Genomic DNA, 15,600 nt, shown 5'->3' with positions numbered 1-15,600 from the left:
GTTCCAGCACCGCCCATTGCACATCCGTCAGATCACCACGCGTCACGAACCAAGATCATCCCACGTGCAAGATTCACTTTCGATACACGCCCTAGAGCCACCGAGCAAGCCGCCGAACAGGCCCTGGACACATTCGCCGCCTCTGACCTGGGCGCAGAACCGGCTTGCCGCTGACGGGCTTGGCGCGCTGTCTGCGCTGGTGAATGCCCTGGTGAGCCGTTGCGGCGAGCAGGGTGGCGGAGGACCGTCGTGAGGGGCAGCCCACGCGTTGTGCTGCTGGGTGCCCAGTGGGGGTGACGGACGGTTTGTGCCCAGTGTGCCTACCGGTGATCACTCATTGCTGGGCGTCGGTGGAAGGAGCCTCAGTTTCATTTTCCGATGGATGTCAGATGCCGTGACCTCGCTTGTCACCGCGGCCATGTGTTCCAGGTACGGCAGGACGACCCTCTGGCGCAGTTCCCGTTCTCGATAAACGTAGGGCGCGATCGCGAGCCAGGTCTGATAGATGGTGCGACCGTAGGATCCGATAACCAAATCCTGATCCACGACTCCATGGACGACAAGTTTTCCCAGCTCATCGTAGAAGAAGGCTACTTGCCGTACGTGCTCCTTCGGCCCGTCAGGAAGTTCCAAGTAGGAGACGGCGGTGGGAAAATCGTCTCTGAGGTGATAGAGCACGTACTCAACGGATGCCCGAAAATCGGGTGAGCGAGACTCTCGAAACCCGTCGAGCCGGTCGGTGACGTGGTGCTCGAAGTCGTCGCCGACGTGAACGTCGAAGTGCCCGACGGGGCGGAACTGGTTCCGGCCCGGGAAGCTGGTTCGGCGTATTTCGTGGCCGGGCTCGCAAGGGCGACACCGTCGATCTCACTGATAGCGAACAGGCTTCGGGCAGTCCGCCTTCAGGGGTGCTGGCCGGGAAGTGCTGGGCGAAGCGGCTGCGACCCCGTTGGGGATGTGGCAGCGGCCGGGAATGAGGGCGACCGTCAATTGGTGGGCGCGTCCTACGGATGCTGCTGGTTTCCTGATCGAGGGGTTGTGGGGAGCTCAAGACGCGGTGGACGAAGATGTCGGGCCGGCAGTGGAAGGGCTTGCCCAAGGTATCCACAGGTGGCTCGCCTGTTCTCAACTGCCGTCGACCGATGTCAGGAAATCGCGGATCAACGTGGTTATGGCTGCCGGCTGTTCGAGGGTGCTGCTGTGTCCTGAGCCCGTCACCACCTCGAGTCGCGCCCCATCGATGACGGCCGCGATGCGCTCCGCGTCAGCGCGCGGTGTGGCCACGTCGTCGGCGCCGACGACGACCAGAGTGGGCACGGAGACGCGGCCGAGCTCGTCGTGGACGGGGAGCCGGTCGACGACGCCGAGTACGGCTTTGCGTATGCCTGCCCGCTCGCAGCGCTGCAGTCGTCGTACCCACTCGTCGATGACGGGCTTGCTCGCCGCGGAGGTGAGGAAGGCGGGACCGAACATCGCGGCCTTCACCTTCCTCAGGACCGGCCGGGCCCCGGTGAGCCGGTAGACGTTGGCCAGCAGTCGGTACTCGCCAGCCTTGCTCGGGTCCTCCTCGTCCGAGCTTGTGTCGAGCAGAGTCAGAGAACGGAGCAGTTCGCCGTGGCGGGCCGCGATGCGCTGGCCGACGAAGCCGCCCATGGAGAGGCCGACGTAGTGCACCGGTCCGAGGCCGAGCCGTCCGATCAGGGCGACGGCGTCGGCGGTGAGGGTGTCCATGTCGTAACCGGAGGGCGTCGCCGGTGTATCCCCCTGACCCCGCCAGTCCACGGTCACACACCGGTAGTCCTGGCGGAGCGCCTCGACCTGCGGGTGGAACATCCAGCCACTGAAGAGCAGTCCGTGGCCGAAGACGATAGCGGGCGCGTCGGGCTGTCTGGGTGGTGCCCCGGTGTCGGTGTAGGAGATCGCTGCGCTGTTGACATCGACAGTGGGCACGTGCAGCTCCTTCATGCTCGGAGGCGGCTCTCCCTGCGGGTGGCAGCAGAGCATAGAGGCGTGCTGAGGGCGCTGTCACGTTGGCGGGCGGGGTGGGATGATCTTCTGGTTGAGCATCCTGGAGGGGGATCGTCGGTGGGGAGCGCACCGCCGTCGTACGAAGGTCACCGGTACCCCGTCGAGGTGATCTCCCACTGCGTGTGGCTGTACTTCCGCTTCCCGCTCAGCTTCCACAAGGTCGAGGAGCTCATGCTCCAGCGCGGCGTGATGTCCGGTGACACGAGGGAGTGATCGTGATGACGGAGGTCAGCAGACGCGGTCGAGGGTCCTGGCCCCGGCTCGGGGCCGTCCTGGTCAGCCTCTCCTACCTTCTGACCGCCTGCGAAGGCACCGGCAGCGGCGCGGGAGCCGAGCCGGCGACGTCGCATCCTTCCGCCGACCAGTCCACCGCGACGCCCTCGGAGAGCGGCCCCAACAGCCCGGGAATCCCCGGCGCCGTCGATACGAGCACGAGCCCCGCATCGGACCGCATCCCCGCCCCCAGGGTGCGTCGCGAGCTCCAACACCATCACCCACGGCCCCGACGACGCCTCCGTCCAAACCCTGTGTGTGCGATCCGGTACGACAGTGACCGTGATCTTGGAGCCCCGGACCCAAGGTCCCTGGCCGCAGCCGCGCAGCAGCAACCCGATACTGGCGCGGGTGACCTCGAGCGCCAAGGACAGCAAGGGCGTCACCCAGGTCTCGGTGAGGGCCGCGCGCATCGGGTCGGTGACCGTCACCTGGGGTCCGCAGAGCGCGCCGCTCTATACGCTGCGGCTGAGTATCGCGGCGTATCCGGTGCAGTGAGCCGAACATGCGGCGGCCGGCGCCCCCCAAAGCGGCGTAGGCGAGGTTGTAGAGCGCGTACGCGCCGACGACACCGGCCGTCGACAAGCCCAGACCGTGAGCGCGCAGCAGGAGCAACGCGTCGGGGAAGTTGACCAGGTCGAAGGCGGACAACCCGGCCAGGACGCCCGCACTCTGAGGCATCGAAGGGACATAACGTCCCTCCGCGCCGGGCTGCAGCAAACGGAGCGCCAAGTATCGACGGCACCAGAACCATCCACCTCGCGCGGAGCGCGGAGGCCCCGCCGACGCGCAACACCCCCCAAAGGCCGCCCGATCCCCCGAAACTCCACCACACCACGACCGCCCTCCCCTTTTCCCTTTCTTCTTTCTGGGCGAGTGCGTTGTGGGGGTGCAGAGGGGGATGTCTGGCTCCCCGACCACGCTCCAAAGGCCTGGTGACCTGCGGACACACCGTCAGGCCCGGGAAAGGGGGACAGTTGTCGGCGGGGTTATCGGAGAGGTCCCCGGCGGGGTTCCCGGCGTGGTCGGGGGTGGGGTTATCGCATCGTGACGCTGGTCGGGCCTTCGCGGTCGGTCCTCTGGTCGGGGCCGACCGCTGGCCTGAGTCCTGAGCGCGGCGCCGGACAGAACGGCGCCGCAGCGTACGGAAGGGACCACGGTGGCGATGCTGAACACGGACGCGGGCGCAGGAGACCGGCTGGCGCTGGCCGTGCTGGCCCTGTACCGGATGGCGACGACCGAGCAGATGCACCTGGTGATCGCACCCGGGGTGCGGATCGAGCAGACCCGGCGACGCCTGGCCAAGCTGCGCGACGAGGGCCTCATCGAGCGCATCACCCTGCCGCAGGCCGACCGGACCCCGGTGTGGTTCGCCACCCAGTACGGCGTTGACGTCGCCTCCGAGTGGCCCGAGCTGCGGGACTGGCGGCCGCCGAAGCTTATCGCAGACCCCACGGCCGCCAGGCAGCGGGTGGGCCACTCGCTTGTTGTTGCTCTCCGCTACTTGAGCCAGGTGGTGCCGCGCCCCGGCCGACATACGTTGGCCGCCGCCGCGGCCTGCGCCATCAGGCGCTGCGGGAGCCGTAGGGCGGGGCGCCGTAGGCGTACCGACCCTTCTCGCCCCTGATGCGGCGGCCGCGGGGGGCTGCAGGCACCGCCCGACAAGCAACGAACCGAGCATGGCCGTCAGTTGAGGGCCTGGATCTCACCGACGTGGACGCCGGCGTTAGTGCTGCAGGTCTCGGTGAACTCGTCCTCGTCCGCGCCTCCGCCGGTGACCTGCCAGGTGACAGTCCAGGTCGACGTCGCGGTGAGCCGAAAGCGCTGGTCCGGCGGTCGCTGCTGGCGCGGGTGTAGCGGCGTCCGCAGTCGGAGGAGTCGCTCATGCCGGCGCTCTCCTGGTACGGGGTGCCGGGGCCGGTGCACGTGACGGCGGTGCCGTCGCCCATCTCCCAGCGGACCGACGCAACGCACGCGGTGGCGGACACAGTCATGGCGCCCGCGCTGCCGTCGCCGTAGCGACCTTCAGCACAGCGAGCACACGCAACACATCGGTGCTGCGCGCGTACGCCGAACGCATGTGGACCCGGTACACCGACAGCCTCAGCGCAGCCATCGCCGACGAGTTCAGCGTGGACCACGACGAGCTCGCATGTGTGGCCCTTGCTCGATTCGTACTCGACATCCCGGCCCTCGCTCGCGGTCGGCAGGACCATCGAGCCGCCGTCGAGGCAATCTTCGACATCCTCACACACGGCTGGGAACCGCCCAGCAAGCCGTCTGCGCCGTAGCCCCCACCATGCGTTTCGGCCGCAGTCACCCCTCGGCCCGGCAATGAGAATGACATTCATTCGCGAGCAGGAAGCACGTCATTCTGATCCCAGCCCTAAAGCGCTGCGGAAACCCTCGATGCCGCGCTACCCCCCGGCCTCATGTGCGCGGTCATGGGGCGAACCCTGCCCCGGGCACGGACAAAGGCCGCCCTGGCGTCGTTGGTCGTGTCGGAGCCGGTACGCGGCATGCCATCGGTGTCCGACTACGGCGGCCGACGCCGAGAAGAGCACCGGCCTTCCGCGAGCGTTCGCTGCTTCCCGGCACAGGCCGGCTCCGATCGGCCACGGGGGTCTGGCGGCCGGAGCGCCGGTAGCCCGTGCACGCACGGCCGGCCTTACCCGGCATACCCTTCAGAAAAGGGCCGCCGTGAAACGCGTCGCGGTCCCCGCGCCGTCGCCCCGCCTGCCGGGCAGCGACCGCCTCGTGCCCGTCGCCTGCCAGGAGGTCCGTATGGATCACGAGCCCTTGCCCTCCCAGGGCCACGCCGAGGTCCGCATCGTCGCCGCGACGCCTGAGGTCGCCCGTCGAGTCGCCGAAGTGCTCCGGCGCTGTTTCGCCTCGACCGAGCAGCGCAGCTACCCCACCGGCCGCGGAGGAGGGACCCGGCTCCATCTCACCCTCGACACCGCGCGCGCCGCGGAACCCGCACGGTCCTGGCTGGCGACCAGCGAATCGACAGGCCATGACCAGACACACGCCGACGAGGTGTGACCCGGGTCTGTGAGGCCACCAGGATCCGCCGTCGCATCCGTCCCCACACGGCCGTCAACACCTCGGAGAACGACAGCCATGACGAAACTCCACGAACGCAAGCACAACCGCGAGTCGGTCCTGAGATCCCTGTACGAGGCTGCGGAGCTCAACCGCCCCGAGGTCAGCGGATCGGCGCTCCGCACCGAGCTGGGCCTGCCCGACGAGGACCTCTTCGCCGCCTGCGCCTTTCTCGCCGACGAGGGCCTGATCAGCGTGGACTGGACCTCGCACCGGACTCCCGCGGCCGTGTCGCTGACGCACGAGGGCATCCGCCTGATGGAGGAACAGGAGGAACAGGAGGAACAGGAGGAACAGGAGGAACAGGAGGAACAGGAGGAACAGGAGGAACAGGAGGAACAGGAGGGGGCAGAGAAAACGCAGTCGGACGACTGACCCGCCCGCTCCTCCTCGACCGGGAGTACCCTGAGCCTACCGAGAGTTTTTCGCGCAGCGCGACCGGCGGTGCCGTTCCCGGCGAGTGACGAAACCGGCAGTCGTCCAACGACGCCGGGACGGGACCGCACGATGGAACCCAGCAGAACGCCGGCCGAAGGCGCGTCCGCGGATGACCCGCACACGTTTCGTATGCCCCTGCCGCGCCTGACCCTCACCCCCGACGTCAGTCATGGCCCGCTGGACGGGGCCTGGTGGCCGCGCTGCGATGCGCTGGAACTCGAACTGCCCTTGCTCGTCGGCTCGTTGGAGCCGGAGGCGGGCACCACGGTACGGGTCACCGTGGACCCCGCCGAATGGCCCGACGCCCCGCACACGGTCATGGCGCCCGGCCGGGTGATCGCCGTGGAGCCGGCCGGACTCGGAAGCGAGACACACGTCATCACTCTGGACTGCGGCACCGTGGGACGCTGGGCGCTCCTGGTCGTCCCGCCCGAGGAGCCCGCCGGAACAGCCGCCCGGCTGCTGGCCGCCGCGGCCGACCCCGAGAACCCGCTGACCGCCGCGCGGATGCTGGCGCTCGCCGAGACCGGTCGGCTCGGGGGCATGACAGGGGAGGCGGAATGAGGCTGGCGGCCCCTTGGGCGCCCGCGGCCGGGACTGCCGTCCGACCTCGACCACCGTCCTCTCGCGAGCCGTTGGACACTCAGGACGAAGCGCCCGCGCTCTTCGAGGAGTGCCGCCTCGTCGGCGCACACGGCGAGTTGGACGCGCAGACCGTGGCGCCACTCGCCCGCGCCCTGGCCGAGGCCCGCGCCGCCCACCCCGGACGACTCCTTCTCATCGTGGATCTGAGCGAGGTGACCTTCACCGATTGCAGCATCCTGCCGCCACTGTGCGAGGCGTGGTCCGACTGTCGCGCCCGGGACGGCTGGATGCGCATCGTCTACGACAACCACACGACCGACCTGGTCTTCCGCCACACCGGTCTCCTCGACCGCTTCCCCCCTTATGCCAGCGCGCAGGACGCCTGGGAGGGACGAACGGCCGACACCGACGCACCGGACCAGGTCAGCACACCTTCGAGGACTCGGCCGGACCCGCCCTGATGTCGACCGAAGCTACCCGGCCGGCACATGTGACCACGCCAGGGGGCCGAGCCGACGGAGTACCGTGGACGAACCGGGAGTTTCCCGTACGTCGCCTCCCCCGTCGGCGTCATGCTGGGCGCACCACAGCACCGGTTCACCGCGCGGCGGCCCGGGGACGGGGGACGCGACATGAACGCGCTCAGTGACAAGGCCGCTCGGTCCAGCCGGAGCTCCCACTCCTTCGCTTCCCGCACGGCTCGCCCCGCGTCCGCCAGCCTTCCCAACCGACCCCGGGTGCGGCGCCTACCGACCGCGCTCCGACGACCTCGCAGCCGAACTCCGCGCGCCTGCCGAGGTCTTCGACACGAGGCGAGTTCGGGTCTGGCAGGTCGCCGTCGGCCGCAGCACCTGGCCGACCGCCCCGTGCGGCCTGCCCGCGACGGGCCACACCGTGAGGGCCACCTGGTTCGCGTCCGGGCTCGACCCGTACACGATCCGGACCTTCTCGTACGGCCTCGGCCGCTGGGACCTGCCGGTCGTCCCGCCCGTAACGGAGCCGACGGCAGCCGACTCATGACCGCAGCCGCCGGCCCCGCCCTTCGTCTCACCGCGAGCGCACTCCTGGCCGCCGAGGAACACCGTCCGGCCGAGGACGACGTACCGCGCCGAACCTCTCAACAGGACGCCTCATGAACGACGGTCTACGGCCCTCGCAACCAGCCCCGCCCCTCCTCCGCCTGTACCTCGCGCCCGAGAGCACCGTGCCACACCGTATCGACGGGGCCTGGTGGCCGCGCACCTGCGATCTCCTGGCAGAACTCCCGCAACTGCTCTCCGGCCTGCCGCGTGCCTGGGGTCAGATCGTCAGTGTCCTGGTGAACGGCGCACCGTGGGCCGGGGCACCGGGCCGCATGCTCGTCTGCAACCAGGTCGTACGGCTGCGCAGGACCGCCACGGCGCACGCACCGAGCACCATCGTCCTGATGGCCCCCGGCCATGGGCGCCGGGACCTGCTGGTCGTGCCACCGGAGGCGACTGAGCGGGCCGCCGAATCGCTCATGTCCGCCGCCGGGCTGACACCGGAGCAGGGCCAGTTCGCGAGCTGAGTGAGCGGGTTCGGCTCGTTCGGCAGCACACGTCGTCGATCGCGCATTCCGCGGCCGGTCAGTACGCGCTCGGCAGCGCCGCCCTGGTGGCCGGCGACCACGTACGGCGACTCGTCGGGCTGTGCGCGGAGGGAAATCTCTCCCGGCGAGGCACATGTCCGTGCCTGCCGGAGTTAGGGCTGTCGCACGAGGCACAGTGGTGCTGACTCCTTCGGAGCACGGCTGCCACGCGCACCTGGTCCCTCGCCGCGTCCCCCGAAACAAAGGTGCCATGCCCGCTGAGGACGCCGCTGTCGCCGGCAACGACGACGACTATCCCGCCTACACCATGGGGCGGGCCGCCGACGTTCTCGGCCATCCCCGCCTTCCTCCGGCCCGTAGGCGAAGCCGGGCTGATGACTCCCCCACGTTCAGAAGGCGGCCACCGCTGCTACTCGCGCCGCCAGTTGCGTATCGCGGCCCGCGTCCGTGAGCTGGTCGACCAGGGCACCACCATCGACGCCGCGTGCCGCATCATCTCTCTTGAGAACCAGCTCGACGACGCCCTCCACCTGAACCGGGTAATGCGCCGGAAGCTGGACGAGCACGGCGCGGATACCTGGCGTCGCCGGTACAATAATACAGACCACAGCGACACGCGAATTACCGGGCGACCCGGAAAACCACGGTGCCGATTCCACCTGACCTGTGTTAACGTGATAGCAGTTGCAGTTTTGGTTGCCAGAGATTTTTTCTTTGCAGAGCTTTCCGGATCTTTCCGGAGGGGTGATCATCGCGGCGACTCGACTCCACAAAGTGCGGAGTCCGGCTACTGCCCCCAAGGGAGATTCAATATGGCGTCTGGCACCGTGAAGTGGTTCAACGCGGAAAAGGGCTTCGGCTTCATCGAGCAGGAGGGCGGCGGCGCTGACGTGTTCGCCCACTACTCGAACATCGCCACCACCGGCTTCCGCGAGCTTCAGGAAGGCCAGAAGGTTACCTTCGACGTCACCCAGGGCCAGAAGGGCCCGCAGGCCGAGAACATCGTTCCCGCCTGACACTGACGCGAATCGTCGCGGGCCAGTGGTTCGCGCATCATGTGGCTGGGGCCCGCGCTCTTGGGGTGCGGGCCCCAGCTCATTGTTTTTCTCACTTTCCGGATTGCCCGGACCACCGGCCGCCCCGCCTCAGCGCCACGAGAACCGGCTCTTCTTATTTTTCGGCTCATTCTTGCGAATCCTCGTGCGGTCGTCGCCACTGGACGGAATTCCTCGATACGCCGCATCGAGGAAGGTTCCTCCATGAACCGCACCCGTCGCACCGGCGGCACTCCTGGCAGCCGCTTCCGTACGCAGGGGACGGGCCGCCAGGCACCCCGTCCGGGCACCGGGCGAAAGAGCGGCCAGGGCGCACGCCCCACCCCGCGCCGACAGGAGTTCGCCCTGCCTGTCACCCACACCGAGCCGCTGCCGGCGGTCGAAACGTTCGGCGAACTGGACATGCCCGCAAGGCTGTTGGCCGCGCTCGGCGCCGAGGGCTTGACCGTGCCCTTCCCGATCCAGGCGGCCACGCTGCCGAACGCGCTGGCCGGCCGGGACGTCCTGGGCCGGGGCCGTACGGGCTCGGGCAAGACGCTCGCCTTCGGTCTGCCGGTGCTGGCCCGCCTGAGCGGGCAGCGGGCGCAGCCCCAGCAGCCGCTCGCCCTCGTCCTCGTACCCACCCGGGAACTGGCCCAGCAGGTCACCGACGCGCTCACCCCCTATGCCCGCGCCCTGCGGCTGCGACTCGCCACGGTGGTGGGCGGCATGCCGATGCGCCGTCAGTCGAGTGCGCTGCGCGGCGGCGCCGAGGTCGCCGTCGCGACGCCCGGCCGTCTCAAGGACCTCATCGAGCGGCGAGGCTGCCGGCTGGACCAGGTCGCCGTCACCGTCCTGGACGAGGCCGACCAGATGGCCGACATGGGCTTCATGCCCCAGGTGACCGCGCTGCTCGACCAAGTCCCGGCCCGCGGCCAGCGGTTGCTGTTCTCGGCCACCCTGGACCGCAACATCGACCTCCTGGTGCGCCGCTACCTCCACGACCCCGTCGTACACTCGGTCGACCCGTCTGCGGGAGCGGTGAGCACCATGGAGCACCATCTGCTGCACGTGCGCGACGCCGACAAGGACACCGCCGCGACCGAGATCGCGGCTCGCGACGGACGGGTGCTGATGTTCCGGGACACCAAGCACGCGGTGGACCGGCTGGCCGACCACCTGCTGTCCGTCGGGGTTCGTGCCTCGGCCCTGCACGGCGGCAAGTCCCAGACAGAGCGCAACCGGACGCTCGCCCAGTTCAAGGACGGCCACGTCACGGTCCTGGTGGCCACCAACGTCGCCGCCCGCGGAATCCACATCGCGAACCTCGACCTCGTCGTGAACGGCGACCCTCCCGGCGACCACAAGGACTACCTCCACCGCGGCGGCCGTACGGCACGCGCGGGCGAGTCCGGCACCGTCGTCACCCTCGTCCTGCCGCACCAGCGGCGCGCGGTGGACCGCCTGATGGCCGATGTCGGCATCGCTCCGAGTACCGTCCGGATCCGCCCGGGCGAGGCGGAACTGCATCGCATCACCGGCGCCCGCACCCCCTCCGGCGTGCCCGTCTCCCTCGCGGCACCGGTCGACGGACGACGAGGGGGCAAGGGATCTGCCGACCGGAAGCGCAGGGGCCGGTCCGCCGGCCGAGCCCGTCGGTCTGCCCCGAGGGACAACCCATAACCCAAGCACGGGGATGCGCTCCCTGCGGTCGGGACGAGCCGTCGCCCGTCCTGCCCGCCCCGACGAAGAGGAGAAGCCCTTGACGCCGTTTCCGCCCCGAACGCGGCAGACCGACATCGCCGACGGCACCGGTCTGACCGCCCGCGACGCCATGCACGCCCCCGGGCCGCAGGTCGACGACCACATGGCGGTCGACGTGGCCCTGTCCGTGCTCATCGGTGCGCGCGTCCCGCACCTGCTCCTCCAGGACGAGGACGGGCGGTGCTCGGGCCTGGTCACCCGGGCCCAGCTCGCCGCGCACCGCGGCGGCTCGTGGTCCAGCCACCGGACCCGGCTGCGGGACATCCCGCTCGACCGCGGACCGTTCACCTCGTCCATGGCCGCACTCGGCGAGGCGGAAGCCGCCATGCGGGTCCGGACCCTGGACGTGTCCCCCGTGATCGACGAACACGGCTACGCCCTGGGCGTCCTCGTTCTCATGCCCTGACCGCCGTCCGACCGCCGTGGCGCGGTCGGCGTCCCCGGTGTTCTTCCCCACCCCTGTGGAGGCATCCATGCGCTGTGTCATCGCCCGATACCCCTTCGACCTGACCAAGATCGAGGTCGAGCAGTCGATGAGTGGCATCCCGCCCGAGCCCGTCACCGGCGTGTCCGTGACCATCGACCGCCGTGTCTACCCCGTGATGCAGGTCGGGGAAGTGATCACCGGGCAGAACCGCCGCGACTTCACGACGGCTGAGATGCGCCGGGCACTGACCAGCCTCGGCTTCACCTGCCACGACGCGCGCCCGGTCATGCCGACCCGAGACGCGCGAGCCGACGTGGATGCGCTCGGTTGGTGACACTTTCCGGGGCTACGGCAGTCATGCGCCGTTTCGGGTTGGAAAACTGAGGATGTGGCACCCGGCCGGTGAGTGGGCCGGACGCGCGAACCACGTCCCGTAGGGGCCAACGGTTCGGCCATGAGCCGCAAGCCGCACGAGGCCGGTACGGCCCGCTCCGCCCTGTTGTCGCCGCCAGGCTGCCCGGCGACCACTAGCACTCCACCCGGACTTCTACATTTCTCCTGGTCAACGGCCTGGCGGTGGCGAGTGTAGTGGGGGTGTGGCATGCGTCGGACGGTCTTGGGCTCGCCGTCCCACCGACGTGTGCCCGCGCCGCATGTAATGACAACGCTGCGAGCAGTCCGTTGTCGTGATCCACGACGTACCGACGAACGCCTGGGACCTGGAACTCGAAGAACCCTTCATGCGGACCGGAGACCGCTTCTGCCGTGTGGAAGCCCGGCGCCGGATAAGGAACTACGTCCGCGCACTGCTCGGTCCCGTCGGCCGCAAGAACAGCTGTCAGCTCGCCGAGTACGCCGGCCACGCCGCTCCCCCACGGCCTGCAGCACTACCTCTCCCGTAGCCGCTGGGATGTCGACGGCCTGTGCGACGACCTGAAGGCTTACGTAGCCGAACAACTCGGCTGTGCAGAGGGCGTGTTGATCCTCGACGACACCGGCTTCGTGAAGAAGGGCACCACCTCCGCCGTAGTACAGCGCCAGTACTCCGGCACCGCCGGGCGAACACCCACCCATGACGGTGCCGCCGACGGCCGTCGGCGTGAGGCGGTAGCACCCCGGCTCAGACCACACAGACCTCGGGCCGGACCGCGACGATGGCCGGTACACTGGCGGCCGTCGATCCGTCCCGCGAGGTCCGCGTCACGATCGCCAAGGCCCTGGCCACCCTGGGCACAGGCCCGGACATGGCCTACTCGGCCCTCGCCGCGCTCGTCGACGATCCCGACGCCCTGGTGCGTGGGGCCGCCTACGAGGCTCTGGGCACGACGGGCTGCCCAGCCGCCCTGGCCACACGCGCCGAGGCCGCCCTGTCAGACCTGGCCTGGCAGGTACGGGCCGGCGCCGCCACCGCTCTGTCCGTCGCAGACTCCGACCTGGCCGTGCCGGCCCCCGCCAAGGCCCTCACCGACCTGAAGGCCGACGTCCGCAAGGCAGCCGTCCTGGGCCCTGACCCGGCACCGTGCCGTCGAGGACGCCCGAGCCGCCCTGGCCACCGCGACGACGGACCGGGACGCGGACGTCAGGGCCTATGCGGCGCGGGCACTGTGACCGCGACCTACCGTGCGGCCAGGAGGCGTGTCTGACAGCGCACCAACACCAAGCTGCACACCGTTGCTGAGCACATACCGGGCATGCGCGCAGGGACGCGACCTGCCGGCACCCGAGCCGGCCGAACAAGAGAAGGCGATCACCCGATACACCTGGTAGATGATGGCCGCCCACCTCCACGCCCCGCTCCCGACCTGTCCGCTCACGCGGCCTCGACCAGGCGCCCTGGTGCTGGGTGCGACGCTGTGCAACGCTGGAGGAACAACCAGCCTGGTCTGGTAGGAGACCCCGCGCTGCCGGGCGGTCATCGACGAGGTGGCCGTCGGTGGGTACGGGTGGTCTTGCTCGGCTGTGGGCGGCGCGATGCCGCGCGCTTGACGGCCTTCTTCCGGCAGTGGGAGCCGACCGTAATGGGCTTCGACCCGACGGCGGTTCATCCCGTGCAGCAATTCTTTGACCTACAGATCAGCCACTTGCCCGGCCGGGTCGTGATGGCCGTGGCCGGGGAACTGGACTTCACCACCTGTTCGCAGACCGCCCCGGTCATCGCCTCGCTCGCGATCGCCGGCCAGGACCTCACCCTCGACATGACACGGGTGACGTTCATGGACGCCAGCGGCTTGGGCATGCTGATGCGCCTGCGCCAGCGAGTCGTCACGGGTGGCGGCGGGGTGGAACTGCGCAGCGTGCAGCCCCAGGTATGGCGCGTACTGGAGCTGACCGGTACCGACGCTCAGTTCCGAGAAACGGTGCTCCCCGCGCTGCCCGGGACGTGATCTGCTGCGGCTCGCTCCGTCGACCGAGCGCGGCCCGGCGCGATCGCGGCCCGTGACGCGCCCTCAAGGTGGTACATAAGTGCGGGAGCGCGATGTTCGCAATCGTCTCCACCGGGACGATTGTGCGTTGGCAGGCTGCCATGAGTTGAGCCCGAAGCTGCAACAGCCACTGACCCAACGCCAGAACACGGACAGCAGAAAACCCCGCCTTCCCGAACGTACCGTGAGACGGGTTCGCGCCAGACCCTGGCGGACGGACAGCGAGTCCAATGCCATCAGGCTTCAGGCTGCGGATGGGCGCACTGGCGCGGCTGAAGGCCGAACGACCGTCTCCCGCAGCCGTCGCCCTCCCGCGATCACGCCGGACGGCACCCGTCGGCACACAGCCTGCCCGGCCCCGGTCGACCGGCGACGGGCCCACATGATCTCGGCTCTTGGCTCCTCCCGGGCATCTATCCGGGATGGGTATCGCTGGACCCCCTGCTGAATCCGCGAACAAGGCAGTATTTTGTCACCTTGTATCCGACAATGTATTTCTCCCGCTCCGCTACGTATTTCTGCACGTAGGACGCGTTGCTGTGGAAGGTGAATGCCGCCTTGTCGCGGTATAGTTCATATTGGACTCGGTTGATTCCGCCGCCGACGGGCTGATTCTCCGTGTACACCAAAGTGTTGGGTTCGTTGGCCTGAATTTTCGGAACCGTCCGCGCCACGAGCTCATCGTACGCGCGCGCCGCCGCGGCGTCCTTGAGATAGAGGTCGACCACCAGCGCGAACCCCGAGGAGTTCGCGCACTCGTCCGCGAAGTGGGCGCTCTTGGACGTGGCCCAAGTTGGGCGGTGAGCTCTCTCAGCGGCGTACGCTGACGATTGTGCGAATAGTGTCCCCGCGAGGACGCCGATGGCGGTAACGGCGGCGAGACGCCTCGAACGGACCCTCGTACCACAAGTCACCTTGAGATGGATGCGCTTCGCCGGGGTGGAATTATTCGTAAGCATATTACCTCCTCTTTGCGGCGCGATAATGGCGTTCGTCTTTCATCGCATTGGGAGTGGGGCATGACGGCTGTACGAGTGCACCGATTCCCGAGTCGAGATATCGGGGTAACGCGATGGCGTAAGGGATCACCCGCACAGCCGCATGACCGCCACGGTCGGCGCGGGGGTCTCGTCCACAGGGGTCGGTTCTTCCGATCGATAAGTCGGTCCCGCTCGGTCACGGCATTGCGTTTCACACCACGCCGTGACCAACGACCTCGTGCACGGTTGGCCGTGGATCGGCACCCCGGTCGCTCGTTGAACCGTGCATGGTGGGGGTTGGGTCGCGTGAGTGATCAGGGCGGCCTATCGGGTCACTGGGCTGTCGCCGGCGGCCCTGTGGCTCGGAGGCTTGCAGTTCCTTCAGCCGCTCGGTGTAGACGTCGGCGATACGTGTGACCTCCTCGGGCCCGGCGTCCCTGAGTCGGACCTGGTCCTCCACGCACTGCTGCCGCTGCATCATCAGCTCCTCCAGGCGCGGCTGGTCGCCGGTGCGCCTCGCGAGCAGGAGCTGCCGGTTGTACCAGGACAGGACGTTGCCCACGATCTGATGCGCCTTCTCAGGCTCGACGGCGTTACCGCCCGAGCCAGGGGTCGGCTCCGATGAGAACTGAGGGTCGGGGGACGGCGGCGAGTGAGGTGTCCCCCGGAGTGTGGACACGGGGGTTCATGCTGCGAGTGTGAGTTTACGTTCTCTCTGGTGCCGTTCTTCGCACTCGGCTGGGGAGACGTAGTCGAGGGCGCTGTGGCGTCTGCGGGAATTGTAGTAGGTGAGCCACTGGAAGATTTCCAGCCTCGCCTGGCGCATCGTGGTGAACGGTCTCTGGTGCATCGTCTCCCTCTTGAGTCCTTGCCAGAGCGACTCCATCAGGGCGTTGACGCTCCTATAGTTGTCAACTTGCCGCAGAGGCTGTCCGAGGGGCGGGTCGGAGCAGGTGGTAGACCTCGCGGATGA

General features: G+C 68.8%; 19 protein-coding genes and 5 pseudogenes. 19 read left to right on the top strand and 5 right to left on the bottom strand.

Translation table 11 applies throughout. From position 1 onward, the window contains the following. Positions 1-330: 330 nt before the first annotated feature. Both ACWGKT_RS47095 and ACWGKT_RS47090 read right to left on the bottom strand, forming a co-directional pair. Positions 331-831, bottom strand: a complete 501-nt coding sequence (locus tag ACWGKT_RS47095) for a DUF4760 domain-containing protein (protein ID WP_453278606.1) — start codon at positions 829-831, stop codon at positions 331-333. 294 nt (positions 832-1,125) lie between these two features. Next, the gene (locus ACWGKT_RS47090) at positions 1,126-1,950 is read right to left on the bottom strand and encodes an alpha/beta fold hydrolase (protein WP_453278603.1); all 825 of its coding nucleotides are present in this window, start codon (positions 1,948-1,950) and stop codon (positions 1,126-1,128) included. A gap of 135 nt (positions 1,951-2,085) precedes the next feature. Here ACWGKT_RS47090 and ACWGKT_RS47085 point away from each other — a divergent pair. The 19 genes and pseudogenes from ACWGKT_RS47085 to ACWGKT_RS46995 all read left to right on the top strand — a co-directional run. After that, positions 2,086-2,217 (top strand): annotated as a pseudogene (locus tag ACWGKT_RS47085) (IS6 family transposase); the annotation flags it as partial. 435 nt (positions 2,218-2,652) lie between these two features. After that, positions 2,653-2,799 (top strand): hypothetical protein, encoded by a 147-nt coding sequence (locus ACWGKT_RS47080; RefSeq protein WP_453278602.1) that lies wholly within the window; start codon positions 2,653-2,655, stop codon positions 2,797-2,799. A gap of 667 nt (positions 2,800-3,466) precedes the next feature. Then, positions 3,467-3,928: a replication-relaxation family protein gene (locus ACWGKT_RS47075; RefSeq protein ID WP_453278605.1), complete on the top strand. Its 462-nt coding sequence runs from the start codon at positions 3,467-3,469 to the stop codon at positions 3,926-3,928. Between the two features lie 257 nt (positions 3,929-4,185). After that, positions 4,186-4,320 (top strand): hypothetical protein, encoded by a 135-nt coding sequence (locus ACWGKT_RS47070; protein ID WP_453278601.1) that lies wholly within the window; start codon positions 4,186-4,188, stop codon positions 4,318-4,320. Between the two features lie 29 nt (positions 4,321-4,349). Beyond that, positions 4,350-4,592: pseudogene (locus ACWGKT_RS47065) on the top strand (TetR family transcriptional regulator); the annotation flags it as partial. Positions 4,593-5,085: 493 nt separating this feature from the next. Further along, a complete protein-coding gene (locus tag ACWGKT_RS47060) occupies positions 5,086-5,346 on the top strand; it encodes a hypothetical protein (RefSeq protein WP_453278600.1) in 261 nt (86 codons plus the stop codon). Between the two features lie 78 nt (positions 5,347-5,424). Then, complete coding sequence (locus tag ACWGKT_RS47055) at positions 5,425-5,781, top strand: hypothetical protein (protein ID WP_453278599.1); 357 nt, start codon at positions 5,425-5,427, stop codon at positions 5,779-5,781. A gap of 192 nt (positions 5,782-5,973) precedes the next feature. After that, complete coding sequence (locus ACWGKT_RS47050; protein ID WP_453278598.1) at positions 5,974-6,408, top strand: DUF5994 family protein; 435 nt, start codon at positions 5,974-5,976, stop codon at positions 6,406-6,408. Positions 6,409-6,479: 71 nt separating this feature from the next. Next, positions 6,480-6,890 (top strand): STAS domain-containing protein, encoded by a 411-nt coding sequence (locus ACWGKT_RS47045; protein ID WP_453278597.1) that lies wholly within the window; start codon positions 6,480-6,482, stop codon positions 6,888-6,890. Between the two features lie 184 nt (positions 6,891-7,074). Then, positions 7,075-7,449 carry a DUF5994 family protein gene (locus ACWGKT_RS47040; protein WP_453278596.1) on the top strand — a complete coding sequence of 125 codons (375 nt, stop codon included), beginning with the start codon at positions 7,075-7,077 and terminating at the stop codon, positions 7,447-7,449. Positions 7,450-7,561: 112 nt separating this feature from the next. Beyond that, positions 7,562-7,978, top strand: coding sequence for a DUF5994 family protein (locus tag ACWGKT_RS47035; protein ID WP_453278595.1), 417 nt, complete (start codon positions 7,562-7,564; stop codon positions 7,976-7,978). A 271-nt stretch (positions 7,979-8,249) separates the two neighbouring features. Next, a pseudogene (locus tag ACWGKT_RS47030) lies at positions 8,250-8,577 on the top strand (helix-turn-helix domain-containing protein); the annotation flags it as partial. Positions 8,578-8,811: 234 nt separating this feature from the next. Beyond that, positions 8,812-9,015, top strand: coding sequence for a cold-shock protein (locus ACWGKT_RS47025; protein WP_453278604.1), 204 nt, complete (start codon positions 8,812-8,814; stop codon positions 9,013-9,015). A 243-nt stretch (positions 9,016-9,258) separates the two neighbouring features. Then, on the top strand, positions 9,259-10,716 hold the full coding sequence (locus ACWGKT_RS47020) for a DEAD/DEAH box helicase (RefSeq protein WP_453278594.1): 1,458 nt from the start codon (positions 9,259-9,261) through the stop codon (positions 10,714-10,716). 79 nt (positions 10,717-10,795) lie between these two features. Then, positions 10,796-11,203: a CBS domain-containing protein gene (locus ACWGKT_RS47015; protein WP_453278593.1), complete on the top strand. Its 408-nt coding sequence runs from the start codon at positions 10,796-10,798 to the stop codon at positions 11,201-11,203. 67 nt (positions 11,204-11,270) lie between these two features. After that, the gene (locus ACWGKT_RS47010) at positions 11,271-11,558 is read left to right on the top strand and encodes an SCO5918 family protein (RefSeq protein ID WP_453278592.1); all 288 of its coding nucleotides are present in this window, start codon (positions 11,271-11,273) and stop codon (positions 11,556-11,558) included. Positions 11,559-11,964: 406 nt separating this feature from the next. Then, a pseudogene (locus tag ACWGKT_RS47005) lies at positions 11,965-12,289 on the top strand (transposase); the annotation flags it as partial. Positions 12,290-12,393: 104 nt separating this feature from the next. Then, positions 12,394-12,832: pseudogene (locus tag ACWGKT_RS47000) on the top strand (HEAT repeat domain-containing protein); the annotation flags it as partial. A 335-nt stretch (positions 12,833-13,167) separates the two neighbouring features. Continuing rightward, entirely contained in the window at positions 13,168-13,608 is a 441-nt protein-coding gene (locus ACWGKT_RS46995; RefSeq protein WP_453278591.1) for an STAS domain-containing protein, read from the top strand. Positions 13,609-14,060: 452 nt separating this feature from the next. Here the strand turns inward: ACWGKT_RS46995 and ACWGKT_RS46990 are convergent, their stop codons facing one another. The 3 genes from ACWGKT_RS46990 to ACWGKT_RS46980 all read right to left on the bottom strand — a co-directional run. Then, positions 14,061-14,606: a putative quinol monooxygenase gene (locus tag ACWGKT_RS46990; RefSeq protein ID WP_453278590.1), complete on the bottom strand. Its 546-nt coding sequence runs from the start codon at positions 14,604-14,606 to the stop codon at positions 14,061-14,063. Between the two features lie 232 nt (positions 14,607-14,838). Beyond that, positions 14,839-15,189, bottom strand: a complete 351-nt coding sequence (locus ACWGKT_RS46985) for a hypothetical protein (RefSeq protein WP_453278589.1) — start codon at positions 15,187-15,189, stop codon at positions 14,839-14,841. Between the two features lie 123 nt (positions 15,190-15,312). Further along, a partial coding sequence (locus ACWGKT_RS46980) for an integrase core domain-containing protein (protein WP_453278588.1) occupies positions 15,313-15,600 on the bottom strand: 288 nt, incomplete at its 5' end.

This window comes from Streptomyces sp. NPDC054794, from assembly GCF_053611585.1.
Note: the sequence above shows the minus strand (reverse complement) of the source record. Positions and strands in the feature narration are given on the sequence as shown.